Source organism: Citrobacter sp. GW821-FHT02E08, assembly GCF_059421685.1.
The window spans coordinates 67,417-84,931 of record NZ_JBWKVL010000016.1 but is presented as its reverse complement, the minus strand read 5'-3'; the positions used below and the strand labels follow the sequence as shown (position 1 = coordinate 84,931).

Annotated in this window: 16 protein-coding genes; 11 read left to right on the top strand and 5 right to left on the bottom strand. The window is 54.0% G+C overall.

The genetic code is table 11. The features are described 5' to 3' along the window. Positions 1 to 10: 10 nt before the first annotated feature. The 7 genes from AC07UY_RS18365 to AC07UY_RS18335 are packed head-to-tail and all read left to right on the top strand — an operon-like array spanning position 11 to position 7,907. Positions 11 to 2,482, top strand: a complete 2,472-nt coding sequence (locus AC07UY_RS18365) for a fimbria/pilus outer membrane usher protein (RefSeq protein ID WP_494661113.1) — start codon at positions 11 to 13, stop codon at positions 2,480 to 2,482. A 26-nt stretch (positions 2,483 to 2,508) separates the two neighbouring features. Next, positions 2,509 to 3,285 (top strand): fimbrial biogenesis chaperone, encoded by a 777-nt coding sequence (locus AC07UY_RS18360; protein ID WP_494701679.1) that lies wholly within the window; start codon positions 2,509 to 2,511, stop codon positions 3,283 to 3,285. Positions 3,286 to 3,298: 13 nt separating this feature from the next. Then, the gene (locus AC07UY_RS18355; protein WP_494701680.1) at positions 3,299 to 3,904 is read left to right on the top strand and encodes a fimbrial protein; all 606 of its coding nucleotides are present in this window, start codon (positions 3,299 to 3,301) and stop codon (positions 3,902 to 3,904) included. Further along, complete coding sequence (locus AC07UY_RS18350) at positions 3,901 to 4,965, top strand: fimbrial protein (RefSeq protein ID WP_494661110.1); 1,065 nt, start codon at positions 3,901 to 3,903, stop codon at positions 4,963 to 4,965. Before AC07UY_RS18355 ends, AC07UY_RS18350 begins: the two co-directional genes overlap by 4 nt. Positions 4,966 to 4,974: 9 nt before the next feature. Continuing rightward, on the top strand, positions 4,975 to 5,517 hold the full coding sequence (locus AC07UY_RS18345; RefSeq protein WP_203358829.1) for a fimbrial protein: 543 nt from the start codon (positions 4,975 to 4,977) through the stop codon (positions 5,515 to 5,517). Between the two features lies 1 nt (position 5,518). Then, positions 5,519 to 7,186: an O-antigen ligase family protein gene (locus AC07UY_RS18340; protein WP_494701681.1), complete on the top strand. Its 1,668-nt coding sequence runs from the start codon at positions 5,519 to 5,521 to the stop codon at positions 7,184 to 7,186. A gap of 1 nt (position 7,187) precedes the next feature. Then, on the top strand, positions 7,188 to 7,907 hold the full coding sequence (locus AC07UY_RS18335) for an EAL domain-containing protein (protein ID WP_494661107.1): 720 nt from the start codon (positions 7,188 to 7,190) through the stop codon (positions 7,905 to 7,907). 71 nt (positions 7,908 to 7,978) lie between these two features. Here the strand turns inward: AC07UY_RS18335 and AC07UY_RS18330 are convergent, their stop codons facing one another. From AC07UY_RS18330 to fadE, 3 genes are all read right to left on the bottom strand, one after another. Then, entirely contained in the window at positions 7,979 to 8,389 is a 411-nt protein-coding gene (locus AC07UY_RS18330; protein ID WP_494661106.1) for a Spy/CpxP family protein refolding chaperone, read from the bottom strand. Positions 8,390 to 8,571: 182 nt separating this feature from the next. Beyond that, positions 8,572 to 9,342, bottom strand: coding sequence for an amidohydrolase (locus AC07UY_RS18325; RefSeq protein WP_494701682.1), 771 nt, complete (start codon positions 9,340 to 9,342; stop codon positions 8,572 to 8,574). 110 nt (positions 9,343 to 9,452) lie between these two features. Continuing rightward, positions 9,453 to 11,897: an acyl-CoA dehydrogenase FadE gene (gene fadE / locus AC07UY_RS18320; RefSeq protein ID WP_203358824.1), complete on the bottom strand. Its 2,445-nt coding sequence runs from the start codon at positions 11,895 to 11,897 to the stop codon at positions 9,453 to 9,455. Positions 11,898 to 12,136: 239 nt separating this feature from the next. Here fadE and lpcA point away from each other — a divergent pair, with 239 nt between their 5' ends. Next, positions 12,137 to 12,715: a D-sedoheptulose 7-phosphate isomerase gene (lpcA, locus tag AC07UY_RS18315; protein WP_494661104.1), complete on the top strand. Its 579-nt coding sequence runs from the start codon at positions 12,137 to 12,139 to the stop codon at positions 12,713 to 12,715. Positions 12,716 to 12,760: 45 nt separating this feature from the next. After that, positions 12,761 to 13,528 (top strand): class II glutamine amidotransferase, encoded by a 768-nt coding sequence (locus AC07UY_RS18310; RefSeq protein ID WP_494701683.1) that lies wholly within the window; start codon positions 12,761 to 12,763, stop codon positions 13,526 to 13,528. On the opposite strand, the gene dpaA is transcribed toward AC07UY_RS18310, so the two are convergent. Beyond that, a complete protein-coding gene (dpaA, locus tag AC07UY_RS18305) occupies positions 13,499 to 14,239 on the bottom strand; it encodes a peptidoglycan meso-diaminopimelic acid protein amidase (RefSeq protein WP_494661102.1) in 741 nt (246 codons plus the stop codon). The two genes, AC07UY_RS18310 and dpaA, sit on opposite strands and share 30 nt — an antisense overlap. 255 nt (positions 14,240 to 14,494) lie before the next feature. On the opposite strand from dpaA, the gene dinB reads away from it, so the two are divergent. Beyond that, positions 14,495 to 15,550: a DNA polymerase IV gene (dinB, locus tag AC07UY_RS18300; protein WP_494661101.1), complete on the top strand. Its 1,056-nt coding sequence runs from the start codon at positions 14,495 to 14,497 to the stop codon at positions 15,548 to 15,550. Between the two features lie 8 nt (positions 15,551 to 15,558). Beyond that, entirely contained in the window at positions 15,559 to 16,011 is a 453-nt protein-coding gene (locus tag AC07UY_RS18295; RefSeq protein WP_494661128.1) for a GNAT family N-acetyltransferase, read from the top strand. Between the two features lie 41 nt (positions 16,012 to 16,052). On the opposite strand, the gene pepD is transcribed toward AC07UY_RS18295, so the two are convergent. After that, positions 16,053 to 17,510 carry a cytosol nonspecific dipeptidase gene (gene pepD / locus AC07UY_RS18290; protein WP_494661100.1) on the bottom strand — a complete coding sequence of 486 codons (1,458 nt, stop codon included), beginning with the start codon at positions 17,508 to 17,510 and terminating at the stop codon, positions 16,053 to 16,055. Positions 17,511 to 17,515 lie beyond the last annotated feature (5 nt).

Here is a 17,515-nt window from a genome sequence, read left to right as displayed (position 1 = left end):
GCGAACGAAAATGATCACGCTGAAAACAGATAAAACACGTCTGGCGCTTTTTATTGCTCTGGTCTGCGCTTCTTCATGGGTTGAAGCGGATGAGTCAATTGAATTTAATACCGACGTTCTGGATGCCAGCGACAGGCAGAATGTAGATTTGCAGCGCTTTTCTGAAGGCAACTTTGTCACACCCGGCGAATATCTTCTGGATGTTCGCATTAATGGTCAGGAGATCCCACAGCAGTCGATCCGCTATATTGTCGATCCTGAAAATAAACATAAATCCATGGCATGCCTGACGCCGGAACAGCTTGAGTTACTGGCGCTCAAAGAAGAGGCGCTGGTGCATATTCGTCCGGTTACTGCGACCTGCTATGACATTTCCCGTTTGCCGGGGGTGGCATTAAATAACAGCGCCGGGGTGCTGGACATTACCGTGCCGCAGGCATGGATGAAATATACCGATCCTGACTGGACGCCGCCGGAACGTTGGGATAATGGCGTGGCGGGGTTGATATTTGACTACAGCATCTCGGGTCAGACCACACACTACGAACAAGGCGGCGGTCATTACCGCTCTCTGTCGGGCTACGGTCAGACAGGATTTAACCTCGGCGGCTGGCGTTTTCGCGGACAGTATCAGGCTGATTACTCCTCGGATAATAATCGGGGAAGTATTGACTGGGACCAGATCTACGCCTATCGCCCGTTGCCGATGCAGGCCGCTAAGCTGACGGTAGGCGAAATCTACCTGAATTCTCAGGTATTTGATTCGGTGCGTTTCACAGGCGTTAACCTCGCCAGCGACGAGCGCATGCTACCGCCGAATTTGCAGGGCTACGCGCCTGAAGTTCACGGTATCGCCCGCAGTAACGCAAAAGTGACCGTCAGCCAGCAGGGGCGAGTCATCTATCAAACCACCGTCCCTGCGGGGCCGTTTAATATTCAGGATCTGCACGGCTCGGTACGCGGCACGCTGGATGTAAGAATCGAAGAGCAAGATGGCGCCGTACAAACCTTTCAGGTCAACACGGCCGATATTCCTTATCTGACACGTCCTGGCTACGTGCGATACAACACCGCCGTCGGTAAGCCTTCGCGTTATAACCACGACGTTCAGGGACCGGCGTTTTACAGCGGCGATTTTTCATGGGGGGTCAGTAATGCGTGGTCTCTGTATGGCGGTGCGCTGCTGGCCGGTGAGCGCTATAACGCCTGGTCGATGGGTATCGGGCGTGATCTGAGCTGGCTGGGCGCGTTGTCGGCTGATGCCACGCAATCCGTGAGCCGGGTGAAGCATCAGGATGAGAAAAAAGGCATGTCCTTTAAGCTCAGCTATGCCAAAACCTTTGATGAATACAACAGTGCCATCACCTTTGCGGGTTACCGCTTTTCGCAGCGAAACTTCCGCTCTTTCTCGCAGTTCCTCGACGAACAGTATGAGAATAACGACAGTGTCGGGAACGAAAAAGAGATGTACACCATCACCGGCAACAAGACCTTTTTTGCTGACGATCCGCGTTTGGCCACGACGCTATACCTGACCTACACCCACCAGAACTACTGGGACCGCCGTTCACAGGATCGTTACGGGATGTCGATGGGGCACAGCTTTTCGTTCGCCGGGATTCGGGGGATTAGCACCAACCTTTCGGCTTACCGCTCTGAGTATCAGGGAAAACGGGATGACAGCCTCTCGCTCTCCCTCTCAATTCCGTGGAACGATGGTCGTTCAATGGATTATGAGCTGCAAAACAGCGGCAACCAGACCAGCCAGATGGTTTCGTATTCCGATAACCGCGATAGCAACAACCCGTGGCGTCTGCGCGCCGGGGTCTCTGGTGAAGGGCGCACTGCGTTTGATGGCTATTACAAGCACCGCAGCATGATGGCGGAGCTGGAATCGAACGTCAGCTGGCAGCAGTCACGCTATTTCTCAGTTGGCGGCACGATGCGTGGCGGCTTCACCGCGACGCGTCACGGTGCGGCGCTACACAACAGCCAGGCGTCGATGAACACCGCCCGCGTGATGGTCGATACCGACGGTGTCGCTAACGTGCCGCTGAACGGTGAACAGGCGCATTCGAACCGCTTCGGCATTGCCGTGGTGCCGGATGTCGTGAGTTATCACAGCTTTGATACCCGCATCGACGTGGACGCGATGGATGAAGACATTTCCGCCACCAAAGCCATCGTCACCAATACCCTGACGGAAGGGGCGATTGGCTATCAGCGCTTTGCCGTGGCTCAGGGGCAAAAAATGATGGCGATGTTGCGCCTGAAAGATGGCTCTGTGCCGCCGTTTGGTGCCGAAGTATTCAATGCCAACGGCGTCAGCGTCGCCATGGTGATGGAAAACGGCGTGGCCTGGATTGCCGGTGTGAATCCTGCCGAACGTCTTTCCGTTGCCTGGGGCGGTCGCGCGCAGTGTCACTTACAGGTGCCGCAACAACTCAATCCGGAAGGCAACGTGCTGTTGCCTTGTGAATAATTTCCATAACTTGAATGAATCGTGTCATGAAAAACCAAGCTTTTTACTCCGTGCAGCGCTGGCTGAAACCTGTGGCCTGCGGCCTGCTGTTTGTCGCAGAGATCAATACCTCATGGGCGGGCATTGCGCTCGACCGCACCCGACTGATTATCACCGGTGATGCTCGCTCTGTCAGTGCGAACTTAACCAACACCAGCCCGAGTATCCCGTTTCTGGCGCAGTCGTGGGTGGAAGATGCAAGCGGGACAAAGATCACCTCGCCGTTGATGGTCCTGCCGCCGCTGCAACGCATCAACGGTGGGCAAAAGGGCATTGCCCGCGTCACAAAAACCGGTGGCATTAACGCGCTGCCGCAGGATCGCGAGAGTCTCTTCTACCTGAACGTTCGCGAAATTCCGCCCAAACCGGACAAGCCGAACGTACTGCAGTTGGCGATGCAGTCGCGCATCAAGCTGTTTTACCGTCCGACCGCCATCGTGCCGGAAACCCCCGGTGCTGTGTGGCAGAACCTGGTGGTCTTTCACAAGCAGGGCACCCACTGGACCGTGGATAACCCGACACCTTATTTCGTCACCCTCATCGGCCTGAGCCGTAAGCCGGAAGCGCAAGGGGGTGGCAAGCTGACGGACTTCCCCGGAATTATGGTATCGCCAAAATCCTCTCACGATTTCATCGTCACTGACGGCAGCGTCAGCCAGTTCAGCATGATGTACGTGAACGATTTTGGTGGTCATCCCGAACTGAATTTCAGCTGCACAGGCAATGTGTGTAAGGCATTGCCAATGGAGAAGCAGCCCCGGTAACAGGACTCGGTAAATGAAAAAGATGCTTTGCGCTCTGCTGATGGCGGGAGTGGCCTGTACGGTTCAGGCCAAAGGCGGGCGCCAGGATATGAGCAACGTGTCCGGCGAGTATGGCAACGTCCGTTTTCACGGTCGGGTCTTCGTTTCGCCGTGTGTGCTGGATATGGCGTCACGCGACCAGACCGTCGATCTTGGTGATATTTCCGCCAGCCGGTTTCACCAGGCCGGCGATCGAAGTGATCCGGTGTTGGTCACGCTGTACCTGAACGACTGCTTAAAAGGCTCCGGTCATACCCTGCGGGATTTCCCCGGGCAGACCAGTGAAATGCCTGAGCTGGCGCACAGCACGGTGGAACGCGGCGTTTCGATGACGTTGATGGCCGAAAGCGCGCCGGAAAATAGCGATCTGGGCCGTATTCATGGCGATGTGCGGGGAGCGGGCATCCGGTTGTTGACTGAACGTAAGCAGTTGATCCACCTCAGTCAGCCGCAACGTATGTGGATCCTTAAACCGGGAGATAACGCCATACACTTTCTCGCGGCGCTGGAATCCATCGGGCGTGAGGTGACCGCTGGCGAATTTAACGGTCTGGTCAGACTGAAGCTGGAGTATCTATGAGCGTATTGCACAAAACGCTGTTGTGGCTAGCACTGGCAGGCTGTCCGCTGGCAGCGCAGGCGTTTACTCAGGGGGAAGGGGAGCCGCAGGGGGGGGCGCCACATCAATATGAGATTGAGCTGAAATCACTGGATGTGAGCAAAAACCATGCGGGCGGAAGAACAAACCCGTTTACCTGGAATCTGGGAAGCTTGTATGTGGTGGATTTTCACTGCGAGCAGGCCGATATCTCCCGACAGCCGATTTACTACACCACGACCTCGACGATGCCTCTCTCAAACCAGGGACCGAACCGTTTTCGTCTGAACGAGTATCTGGATGTGGAAGTGCAGGTGTGGGTCGCCGGACGCTATAACAATTATGCTCAGGCACCTTTTACCAATGTTTCTAACCGCAACAGCAATAACAGTTGCAAGAAGCGTAAAGGCTACGTACGCGCCACTAACGTTAAAAGTGGTTCGAAAGGAAAAGTGACGTTTATAGTCACCAAACCAATAATTAACGGCATCAATATTGCTTCGCAGTCCCTGCTGGAGGTTGCCGGGCGCATGGGTAACTCGGGGCCTACACCAACAACAGCGATTTCCCGGGTGGTGATTAAATCCGGGCTGATTACCGTGCCGGATAAATGCACCTTTAACCGGGGCGACAAGATCAGTATTGAATTTGGCGATTTGCCCGGTTCCGCCGCAAAACTCAACGGCACCAATTTCAGCAAGTCGATCCCCATACACGTGGTCTGTGAAGGCGGCAGTTTTGACAAGGGGGCGCTGAACATTGATCTCGGCGTACAAACCAGCACGGCCTCAGGTACCGCGGGGTTTAACGATCATTTCCTCGGAACTCTCAGCAATGGGCAAAAACGCGACGATCTCGGGATCGTCATTAAGGATGAGAGCGGAAACCCCGTGGTGCCGAATCAGTTTTACAACGTGAAGGGCTTCTACCAGAACCAGGGCGACTGGAATCTCACTGCCGCACCGGTGGCAAAGCCGGGCGTGGGCAGCGTTAAGGAGGGGGAGTTTGAAGCCTCTGCCACCGTTGTTGCGCAGTTTCAGTAGGGTGATGCCATGAGATTCAGGACGTTAATTGCGGTTAGTGCATTGTTGCTCAGCGGTATGACGCAGGCTGACACTAAACTGGTCGGCGGCGATATGTATTTTCACGGCACCGTCAGGGCGCTCGCCTGCAGCCTTCCTCCGGGGGGCGATAAAATTGAGGTCGATTTTGGGCAGATAGCCACCCAGGATCTCTATTCGTCAGGGCGTAGTAAGCCAGAAAAATTCAGTATTCAGTTACGCGACTGTAACCCAGAGGTTTTTCGCGGGATCTCCGTCACCTTCGGTGGCACCGAAGATGCGGAATTACCCGATCATCTGGCGCTGGACAGCAGTGAGCAAGGCGGTGCGGCTGGGATCGGCATTGGGATGAGTGAAGAGAATGGTACGGCAATCCGGCTCGGCGAGAGCACGTCAGTGAAAGAGATTACTGAAGGATCGATGACGCTGAATTTTCTGGCGTGGGTCGCTGCAGAGCCGACGGCGATAAAAAACCAGTCCCTTGAGTACGGCCCGTTTAGCGCCAGCGGAACCTGGACGCTGAATTACCAGTAGCATGATGAACACACTGAATCGTATAGCCCCGTTGTCCGCGCAGAGATTCTTACTCGCTGCCAGTCTGCTTTTCTGGTGTGGGGGTATGCATCTTTACTGGCCGAATAACGGCGGCAGCGGTCTGTCGTTACCGCTCAATATTCTGTCCTGGGTCTACGCCGTGGTGCTGACGGGGAGCGCGTCTGTGCTGCTGCCCCGTCGACGCTGGCGTCTCACGTTACCTGCCGTCGGTTTTATGGCGGGAGCGCTGATTCTGACACTGCTTTGCCTGCTGACGCCCGTGGTCTGGCAAACGGAGGCATTGCTGGTGGCAGGCGCATTGTTGGGGGGCGTATTTTTATACCTGGTGGTGCTGCAAATTCCGCTGACGGCAAACACACTGACGGTCTTGTTGGCTATGTTATGGGGTGCCTGTCTTCTCGAATGCCTCGCGTTTGTCTATCAGTATTTGCATCTGCCGGGCGTGGAGTACTGGGAGTTTACCTGGTGGCGCAGTACGCGGCCTTACGGCATTTTTCAGCAGGTCAATCTGATGGCCAGTTTTACCGCCTGTGGCGTATTGCTGTCGGCGCTACTCTTTTTACGGATCCATGGCCGAGCTCGGATAGCCATTGGGTTTGCCTGTGTGTTGATGGGATTTGTGCTGCATGAATGTCAGTCGCAAACCGGCTATTTGTCTCTGGCCGTTGGAGAAGTATTGCTGCTGGCCATTTTTCCTTCGCAACGGCGGACGTTGCTGCGACTCCTGGTGCTGGTGGCGGCTGGAATGGCGATGGGGGAAGTCACTCGCCATTTCCTGTCTGTTGCGACAGTGGATCATCTGACGTCATCTCATGTTCGCTGGTCGGTACTGAAAACGTCTCTGGCGCTGTTTGTAGAACGACCGTGGATGGGCTGGGGTGTCGGCAGTTTTGCCGCGGTATTTCTTGAACGTGCGGGGCGTTTTGGGCTGAGCAGCATGTCGCATCCGCATAACGAACTGATGCTGTGGATGGTGGAGGGCGGCCTGGTCGGTCTGGCTGGCGCGGTCTGTTTTATTGCAGGCGGTTTTTGGCTTTGGATCAGTGGAAATCACTGGCGGCGTGCATGCCTGGTGGCAGCGCTGCCCGTGGTGATTCATATGCTGACGGAATACCCAGTCAGACAGTCGACACCTCATTGGCTGCTGCTGATCCTGTTGCTACGTTGTGCAGACAGTGCGGTGAGCAGGCGCCGGCTGGCGCTTCCTGCGACTGACTTTGTTCGCGTGGTGGCGTTTATCGCGGCACTGACCTTGACGCCGTTGTTGCTCCTCACGCTGCAGACGCAACAACGACTGACGGCGGCGGAGCGGCAGTCAGAACAGTGGCGTCTTGCCGAATCACTCCCTGTGGGTGGATGGCTGCTGGCCACGCGTTACCGGTTTGATGTCGAAATGGGTTATCTGCAACGTTATCAGCGAACCCAGGACGCTCTCTGGCTAGTGCCGGTTCGCCGCTGGGCACCTGAATACGTGCGTGTTCACCCGGACCCGAATATCTCCTTCACGCAAATCTTGCTTGCGCAGCAGCAGCGCGACATGCCCGCGGCGCGTCGTCTGGCGGCACGCTTTTACCTGGAATACCCGAACGATCGCCGTATCCCCTGGTTGCAGGATGCACGACGTCCTTTTAATCAAAAAATGGAATGACATGAACAGACTCTGTGAACCGGCTCTTTATACGCCAGAGCTTCCCCGCAATGCCGAACTGACGCAGATCACCGGGATCCGCCTGCAGCGTATCCATTTTTTTCATGATGCAGCGCGGGATGTCCGCGAGGTATTGAGCCTGGTACGGACACCGCAGCATTTGGATCTGTTTTTCCAGCGCCTTTCCGTAATAGAGAAGCAGCAACTCTTTCTGTGGCAAATGCAGCGGGTACTGGCGCTGCGGGGATGCTTTTCGCTGAATTTATCTGTCAGGATGCTGACCTGCCAGCGGTGGGTAAGCCTGCTTACTGAACAGGTGCATCAGGGGCGGATCATTATCGAAATTCAGGATCCGGGCACGATGATGCGTCTGGAAAAGGCAGAACAGCAGGTGGTGTGCGCTGCATTAAACACTCTGATACGGTACGGGTTTCGCATCTGGTTGGATGACGTTTCACCGGCGCAGTTTTTTATCTGGCGGCAGGCTGGCATTCAATTTGATGCGGTCAAAATCGAAACCGGATTATTTCATCAGTTCAGGACATCGGGATCGCAGCTGACTATTCTGGTCAATCAGTTTCGTGGACTGGGGGGACGGGTGGTGATTGAAGGGGTTGAAACACCAGAGGATTATGCCATTTGCCGTGTAAGCGGCGCTGATGCCGTACAGGGATATCTGTTTGAGCAAGAAGTTTTGCCAGAAGACCTTAATCCGCAATGAGGCAGGGCTTCGTCATTTTCATGCTACTAAAATCAGGAAAGCCCGCTACCTGGCGCAACGGGCTATCGACATTATTCGCTCAGCGTCTGGGCAATCTCATTTTGTACCAGTTTACGCTGTTCCGGCGTTAAGACTTTGTTCAGCTCAAAGTAGTATTTCACGCGGTAGTAGCGGGATTGCTGTTCAACACTGCCGATCGCCGTCAGCTGTTTGTTTATTGCGGACTCGTCCCATTTCCCGGATCTAATGACATTGATCAGTTCGCCGTCTTTAATGTCCTTCATGGAAATCTTGCTCACGTTAGCTTCCAGCTCGCTGTGCAGCTTTTTAATTTGCTCAACCTGAGCGTCGGTCAGCTTAAGCTGTTGCACCACCGGATCCTGGGAAGGAACGGGTGTATCAGACACGTTTGATGCAAAAGTACTGAAAGAGGCACCAGCCAGCGCTGCAGCGACTAAGGTCATACGTACGAAATTCTTCATTATTTCATCCTGATAAAGAAATTTTGAACTGTGCTTACCACGGGTAAACGATGAGTGAATATCTCGCTCAGGATACGTTGAAAGGTGAGGGGTGCCACGCGAATTTGTTTTACGGGAGGTTACTGAGTGAAACAATCCCCGCTATGGGAAACGGTTCGCCATAGCGGAAGTGGCGCGCGGATTTATTGCAGCGTGAACGGATCGGCATCCTGCCATGCCGGGAATTTTTCCCGGTATTCCCGCAGCGTGCTGAGCGATAACTCTGCGTCGATGCGGGTTGCGTGATGGGGTTCAGCCGTGGCGATAATCTCGCCCTGCGGGCTAATCACCCGACTGTCTCCACGGTAATGGTGGCCGTTGCCGTCAGTACCGACCCGGTTACAGCCTGCAACATATGCCTGATTTTCAATGGCCCGCGCGGTCAGCAACGCCTGCCAGTGTAATGAACGCGGAGCAGGCCAGTTAGCCACGAACAATGCCAGATCATAATCGTTGAGATTGCGGGACCACACCGGAAAACGCAGGTCGTAACAGATCAGCGGCAGGATACGCCAGCCGCGCCAGTTCACAATGACGCGCTCAGTACCCGGTTCATAATGGTGATGTTCATCCGCCATACGGAACAGGTGACGTTTATCATAATGATGAACGGTTCCTTGCGGCTCAACGAGTAAAAATCGGTTAACCGGCCCGCGTTCTGACTGTAACGCCACACTGCCTGCAATCAGGGCGTTGGTCTGTTCAGCCCTTACGCGCATCCACTCGATGATGGCTTCCTGAGAGAGTGAACGGGCCGCCGCTTCCATGGCAAAGCCAGTGGTAAACATCTCGGGTAATACGATGATGTCACGTCCGGCGATGGTTTCCAGTTGTCTGTCAAAATGGCGCAAATTGGCGGGGCCGTCCATCCAGACCAGAGGTTGTTGCAAAAGCGTGATTTTCAAACCGGGCACGATCGTGGTTCCTCGTTAAGCTGCATTTTTACACTGTAGCATGCGCCACGACGGATAGGTGGCAATAAAAAAGCCCCGCGTAAAGCGGGGCTGGAACGGGTAGCGGATGTTTATGCGGCTTCGACTTTACGCACTTTCTCCGGCAACTTTACCGGCTGTGTCGCCAGCTCCTCGGGTTCAAAATCATCAACGTTGATACTGCGCAGGCGGCTTTCTTCGGCTTTGACCAGAATCGCTGCTTCATCTTTGTCAATCAACCCTTTCGCCAGTGCGTTATGCGCCAGCTCGTCCAGACGGGTAAATGACAGGTTTTTACCCAGCTCTTTGCAGATACGCTGGTGGATAGGGTCTGCGGCCATCACATCCAGCAGCGCTTGTTCCAGTAAACCGACCGGGTTATGTTCACTTGGAGTCAGATACTGGCCACGACCAATGCGGGTACGGGTTGCGCTCGGTGTCTGCAGAATCTTCGCGACTTTGTGATCCAGTTTGTCGGAAGGTGCATGGTAGTGGCGACCTGTCGGGAAGATCACCACGTTCAGCAAACCTGCCACCAAACGGTTCGGGAAGTTTTGCAGAAGATCGTCCATCGCCTGTTCAGCCTGATACAACGCATCCTGGACGCCCCAGTGAACCAGCGGCAGGTCGGCTTCGTGACGGCCCTCATCGTCATAACGCTTCAGGACGGCAGAGGCGAGATACAGCTGACTTAAAATATCGCCCAGGCGTGCAGAGATGCGCTCACGACGTTTCAGGCTACCGCCCAGTACTGCCATTGAGACATCGGAAAGCAGTGCCAGGTTAGCGCTCAGACGGTTCAGGTGCTGATAGTAACGCTTCGTGGCATCCCCTGTCGGCGTGTGACTGGTCAGCCCGCGAGTCAGGCCCAGCCAAAAACTGCGCACTTTATTACTGCCGACATGACCAATGTGTTTGAACAACAATTTATCGAAGGCATTGACGTCGTTTTTCTGCGCGGCGTTCATCTCTTCGAGGACATAAGGATGGCAGCGAATGGCGCCTTGTCCGAAGATCATCATGCTACGGGTCAGAATGTTCGCGCCTTCAACGGTAATGGCGATAGGGGCGCCCTGATAAGCACGTGCCAGGAAGTTGCTTTCGCCCAGCATGATGCCTTTACCGCCCGTGATGTCCATTGCGTCGACAATAGACTGCTGTCCGCGGTGGGTACAGTGGTACTTCACGATGGCAGAGAGCACTGCGGGTTTTTCGCCCAGCATAATACCGTACGTAACCAACGATGCCGCCGCGTCCATCACGTAGGCATTGCCTGCAATACGCGCCAACGGTTCTTCAATCCCTTCCATTTTACCGATAGAGATTTTGAACTGACGGCGGATATGCGCGTAGGCACCGGTCGCCAGGGCTACCGATTTAACACCACCGGTAGAGTTAGACGGCAGGGTAATGCCACGGCCAACCGACAGACACTCCACCAGCATACGCCAGCCCTGACCGGCCATTTTCGGTCCACCAATGATGTAATCGATCGGGACGAAAATATCTTTTCCACGTGTCGGGCCGTTCTGGAACGGAACGTTTAACGGGAAGTGACGGCGACCGATTTCAACACCCGGTGTGGTGGTCGGGATCAGCGCACAGGTGATGCCCAGATCTTCTTCGCCGCCGAGCAGTTTTTCCGGATCCGAGAGTTTAAACGCCAGACCCAACACGGTAGCGATAGGCGCCAGCGTAATGTAACGCTTGTTCCAGGTCAGACGCATACCCAGCACCTGCTGACCCTGCCATTCACCCATGCAAACCACACCTGTGTCTGGGATCGCGCCAGCATCAGAACCGGCTTCCGGGCTGGTCAACGCAAAGCAAGGGATCTCCTGGCCCCGCGCCAGACGCGGCAGGTAATGATTTTTCTGTTCTTCAGTACCGTAATGTTGCAGCAGCTCGCCCGGGCCTAACGAGTTGGGGACGCCCACGGTGATCGACAGGATCCCGGAGACACCAGAGAGTTTTTGCAGTACGCGAGATTGCGCATAGGCGGAGAACTCGAGGCCGCCGTACTCTTTCTTGATGATCATCGCGAAGAAGCGATGTTCTTTCAGATAGGCCCACAGCTCGGGAGGAAGATCGGCCAGTTCATGGGTGATCTGGAAATCGTTCGCCATGCGGCAGGCTTCTTCCACCGGACCATCAATGAACGCCTGCTCTTCAGCCGTTAAATGAGGCTGTGGATAGTTGTGCAGTTTCTTCCAGTCGGGTTTGCCCTGGAATAAATCGCCTTCCCACCAGGTCGTACCCGCGTCGATAGCTTCTTTCTCGGTGCGTGACATTGGCGGCATGACTTTACGAAAACCGCGAAACACCGGGGCAGAAATCATCGATTTACGCATCGGCGTAAAGTTAAACGGTACGAGGATAATGGCCAGAGGAACCAGCAGCCAGACTGACCACAGGCCAGCGACGCCAAGCGCGGCTGTCCAGGCGAGCAGGATAAGACTGCTGAGAAATAAGCTTACGCGGTGATAGAACAGTACACCGAGCAGAACAACTGTTGCGAGAATACTCAAAATCATCATAACGAAAAGCTCCCTTTCTTGTAGGAGGTCTGACCACTTGTGATGATATGGTTGTAGTGGATGTCATTTCTTTTAGCAATATGCTTACAAAATAATTACAACAAAGCTCACATTGTTGCCGTTTTCTCCGGCACAAAAAATCAAAAGACAGGGGGCTTCCGGTGGCCTGGACTTCTCGCTTTCTGTGGTATCCGGTACACTGCATCCTGTCATTTACATTTATGCTGAAGGATATCCTCATGTACCAGGATCTTATTCGTAACGAACTGAACGAAGCGGCGGAAACGCTGGCTAATTTTTTAAAAGATGATGCCAATATTCACGCCATTCAGCGCGCAGCGGTCCTGCTGGCAGACAGTTTCAAAGCGGGCGGCAAGGTACTTTCCTGTGGTAACGGCGGCTCCCATTGCGATGCCATGCATTTTGCGGAAGAGTTGACCGGTCGTTATCGTGAAAACCGTCCGGGTTATCCGGCCATTGCTATTTCAGATGTCAGCCATATCTCCTGCGTCAGTAACGATTTTGGTTACGATTATATCTTCTCCCGCTACGTTGAAGCCGTTGGGCGCGAAGGTGACGTTCTGCTGGGGATCTCCACGTCAGGAAATTCAGGCAACGTGATCAAAGCAATTGCTGCGGCGCGTGAAAAGGGAATGAAAGTCATCACCCTGACCGGTAAAGACGGCGGAAAAATGGCGGACAGTGCGGATATCGAAATCCGCGTACCGCATTTTGGCTATGCTGATCGTATCCAGGAAATCCATATCAAAGTTATCCATATCCTGATTCAGTTAATTGAAAAAGAGATGGTTAAGTAAATCTTCGCTGGGGGCGTTGCGCCCCCGCTGTTGTGGAGGTGAAGTATGTGCGAACTGCTCGGGATGAGCGCCAATGTGCCCACCGATATCTGTTTTAGTTTCACCGGGCTGGTGCAGCGTGGTGGAGGAACCGGGCCGCATAAAGACGGCTGGGGAATTACCTTCTATGAGGGTAAAGGCTGTCGCACTTTCAAAGATCCGCAACCCAGCTTTAATTCTCCCATTGCGAAACTGGTGCAGGACTACCCGATTAAATCGTGTTCCGTGATTGCGCATATTCGTCAGGCGAATCGTGGGGAAGTGGCGCTGGAAAATACCCATCCCTTTACGCGTGAGTTATGGGGACGAAACTGGAGTTACGCCCACAACGGACAACTCACCGGGTATAAATCTCTGGAGACCGGCAATTTCCGTCCTATCGGCGAAACTGACAGCGAAAAGGCGTTTTGCTGGCTGTTACACAAACTGACCGCCCGCTACCCGCGCACGCCGGGCAATATGACATCAGTCTTTAAATATATTGCCACGCTGGCAGAGGAATTACGCGAGAAGGGTGTTTTTAACATGCTGCTGTCTGACGGGCGCTATGTGATGGCGTTCTGCTCAACGAATTTGTACTGGATCACGCGTCGTGCGCCGTTTGGCGTGGCGACATTGCTGGATCAGGACGTTGAGATCGACTTTAGCTCGGAAACCACACCCAATGATGTGGTCACCGTGATTGCCACCCAACCGCTGACAGGGAATGAAGCCTGGCAAAAGATCATGCCAGGCGAATGGCGATTATTTTGTCTCGGGGAGCGTGTAGTTTGACGCCAGTTGCGGCTGAACCACTTCGTGACTCAACGGCTTGCTGACCACGTAACGGCCACCGGTAACTGAAATAGTCGGTGGTTTACGGGTCTGTTCAAAGTAATCGTATCCCGGTTTTAGCTGCGACCAGAAATCTTTGTAATAAGAGTACTTATGGCGCTCCATGTTTGCATCGGTCATGCGGAACGGGTAAATACTGACCTGAACGCTGGACTGGCCAAAGACCAGCGCGCCGGTAACAAACTGGAAAATCTCATCGATACCGTTATCGGTCATGGCATAACAGCCGACGGAAACGCAGGCACCGTGAATCATCAGATATTTCCCTTCATACCCGTGAGCACGGTCATAAGCATTGGGGAAACCGATATTGATGGCTTTGTAGAAGCGGCTGTCGGGCTTGAGCTGACTGCGTTGAACGCTGTAGAAGCCTTCAGGACTTTTGAAATCGCCCTGGCGTTGTTTCGGGCCTAACCCACCGGAATAGTTGCAAATTTTGTAGCTGTCGAGCAATTGATACTGCTCGCCCATCTTGACGTAGAGATCAAGGGTGCGCTCTTCTTTGAAGATCTGAATATAGACCGGCGACCCCATCAACTGTTGCTTATACTCTTTGCTGACTGGCATGGTCGGGCTGCTGCTGCTCAGCAAACCGGCGAATGAGACGCACGGAATCAAAAGCATCGCAATAAACAATGCGATTTTACGCATACTGCTTTTTCCTTGATAAAACGGTTACACATGCCAGAACGGCAAAAGAGTCCCCAAATCGGACTAATCTGGATTTGGAGCGCTCACATTAGCATCACTGAAGTTTTTCGCAAGTCTCTCGTGTTGCGTTTACAATTTAGTGTTTCTTTATATAAGACACGGCAGGAAAGTTCAGTCGGAAACGGACGGATTTACTCTCTTTTTATTGCACATTAATACTGTATACTTAAACAGTAATGTGCGGGGGAGAGGAAGATGCGCAAAATCATACATGTCGATATGGACTGCTTTTTTGCGGCGGTTGAAATGCGCGACAACCCCGCACTGCGCGATATTCCGGTTGCTATTGGCGGCAGTCGCGAGCGCCGGGGAGTGATCAGCACCGCGAACTATCCGGCGCGAAAATTTGGTGTGCGTAGCGCCATGCCCACGGGAATGGCGCTTAAACTGTGCCCTCATCTCACGTTATTGCCGGGGCGCTATGAGGCTTATAAAGAGGCCTCTCGCCAAATTCAGGCGATTTTCTCGCGTTATACCTCGTTGATCGAACCGCTTTCGCTGGATGAAGCCTATCTGGATGTTACCGATAGTACTCACTGTCAGGGGTCTGCCACGCTGATTGCCCAGGAGATCCGTCAGACGATCTTTAACGAGCTGCAATTGACGGCCTCTGCGGGAATTGCCCCAGTGAAATTCCTGGCAAAAATCGCCTCCGATCTCAATAAACCGAACGGGCAATATGTCATTGCTCCCGCCGATGTGTCTGCGTTTATCAAAACGTTACCGCTGGCAAAAATTCCGGGAGTGGGGAAGGTGTCTGCCGCCAAACTGGAGTCGATGGGGCTACGCACCTGTGAGGATGTGCAGCGCTACGATCTGGCGATATTACTCAAACGTTTTGGCAAGTTTGGTCGGGTGCTGTGGGAGCGCAGTCAGGGCATTGATGAGCGGGATGTGAACAATGAACGGCTACGTAAATCGGTCGGCGTTGAGCGTACGCTGGCGGAAGATATTCATGAATGGGCCGAGTGCGAGGCGATCATTGAACGACTGTATCCTGAACTCGAACGACGTCTGGCAAAGGTAAAGCCGGATTTGCTCATCGCCCGCCAGGGCATCAAATTAAAGTTTAATGATTTTCAGCAGACCACCCAGGAACATGTCTGGCCCCGGTTAACGAAAGAAGACCTGATCGCCACCGCCAGAAAAACCTGGGACGAACGTCGGGGAGGGCGCGGCGTCCGGTTAGTCGGATTGCACGTGACACTGCTGGATCCACAACTGGAAAGACAACTGCTACTGGGGCTTTAACCATGACGATGGACGTATACATTCGGGAATATCAACCTGATGATTTCGATGCGCTGTGCGAGATTTTTCTCAGTGCTATCAGAGAGGGAGCCAGTCAGGATTACTCGCCGGAACAGATCGCCGCGTGGGCGCAAATTGATGAAATTGTCTGGCACCGGAAACTGCGGCAATCGGAGGGGCTGGTGGCGGTTTGCCGACAGAGAATTGTGGGGTTTCTCACGGCCAGACAGGATTACATAGACCTGCTATTTGTCTTGCCGAGTGCACAACGCCTGGGGGTGGCGACCAGCCTGCTTCACCATCTGGAACAACGGCATCCTGACACGGCTTTTTGGGTCGAAGCCAGCATCACCGCAAGACCCTTTTTTCTTGGGCAAGGTTATCAGGTCGTCAAAGAGCAACAGGTTGAGGCGAGAGGGGCGGTTTTTACCAATTTCGTTATGCGAAAAGCCGAGATGTGAAAATTGCCCGGTAAGCTGAACCTACCGGGCAGGAGAGCAACTTATTTGGCCGGAATTGCTTTCAGCAGTTCAGTCAGCAGGGTCCAGTAATGGCCTACGCTTTCGATATGAACCTGTTCATCCGGGGAGTGCGGACCGGTAATGGTCGGCCCAATAGAAACCATGTCCATCTCCGGGTACGGCTTCTTAAACAGACCGCATTCCAGACCGGCGTGGATGATCTGGATGTTCGGCGTCTTGTTAAACAGACGCTGATAGGTTTCACGCACGAGGTGCATGACCGGGGAGTTGGCATCCGGCTGCCAGCCTGGGTAACCGCCTTTCGCCTGCGTTTTCGCGCCAGCCAGCTTGCCCAGAGAATCCAGCATGCTCACCACGTAGTCTTTACCGCTGTCGATCAGCGAGCGGATCAGACAGTGGATTTCCACGTTGTCGTCGGTCATGGTGACCACACCCACGTTCAGGGAGGTTTCGACGACGCCTTTCGCCACGTCGGAATTACGGATCACGCCGTTTGGCGTGGCGTTCAACAGGCGGATGAAGTCATCGCGAGAGGATGTGGTCAACGCCGCTTTCTCGTTGGCAACGGCATCCAGCAGAACAACCAGATTTTTCTCTTTTGCCGCCAGTTCGTTTTTCAGGATTTCCTGATAAGTGTTCGCCAGGGCTTTCAGGGCGTCGACTTTATCAGCGGCAACGGCAACGGTAGCAAAGGCTTCACGCGGGATAGCGTTACGCAGAGTACCGCCGTTGAAATCCACCAGGCGCAGATCTAACTCTTCAGCATGGCCCGCCAGGAAACGAACCAGCAGTTTGTTGGCATTACCCAAACCGACGTGGATTTCGCCGCCAGAGTGGCCGCCTTTCAGCCCTTTCAGGGTCAGTTTGAAGCTTTCGAAACCTGCGGGAACCGCTTCACGGGTCAGTGGCAGGTTAGAGGTGAAGTCGATACCACCGGCACATCCCATGTAGATCTCACCTTCTTCTTCGGAGTCGGTGTTGATCAGAATGTCTGCCTGCAGCCAATTTGCCTGGAGGCCAAATGCGCCATCCATACCCGCTTCTTCGGTCATGGTCAGCAGCACTTCCAGCGGGCCGTGAACGACGCTATCGTCAGCGAGCACCGCCAGAGCGGACGCCATACCAATGCCGTTATCTGCCCCAAGCGTCGTGCCGCGCGCTTTCACCCATTCGCCGTCGATATACGGCTGGATAGGATCTTTGGCGAAGTCGTGTACGGTGTCGTTGTTTTTCTGCGGCACCATATCGAGATGCGCCTGCAGGACGACCGGCTTGCGGTTTTCCATACCTGCGGTAGCAGGTTTGCGAATCAGGATATTCCCGACCTGGTCGCGCTCTACGTGGAAACCTTTCTCGTTTGCCCAGCCGACAATGTGCTCAGCGAGTTGTTCTTCATGATAAGAAGGATGAGGAATTGAACAAATTTTTGCAAAAATATCCCACAACGGTTGTGGAGATAATTGAGACAGTTCAGACACGATGA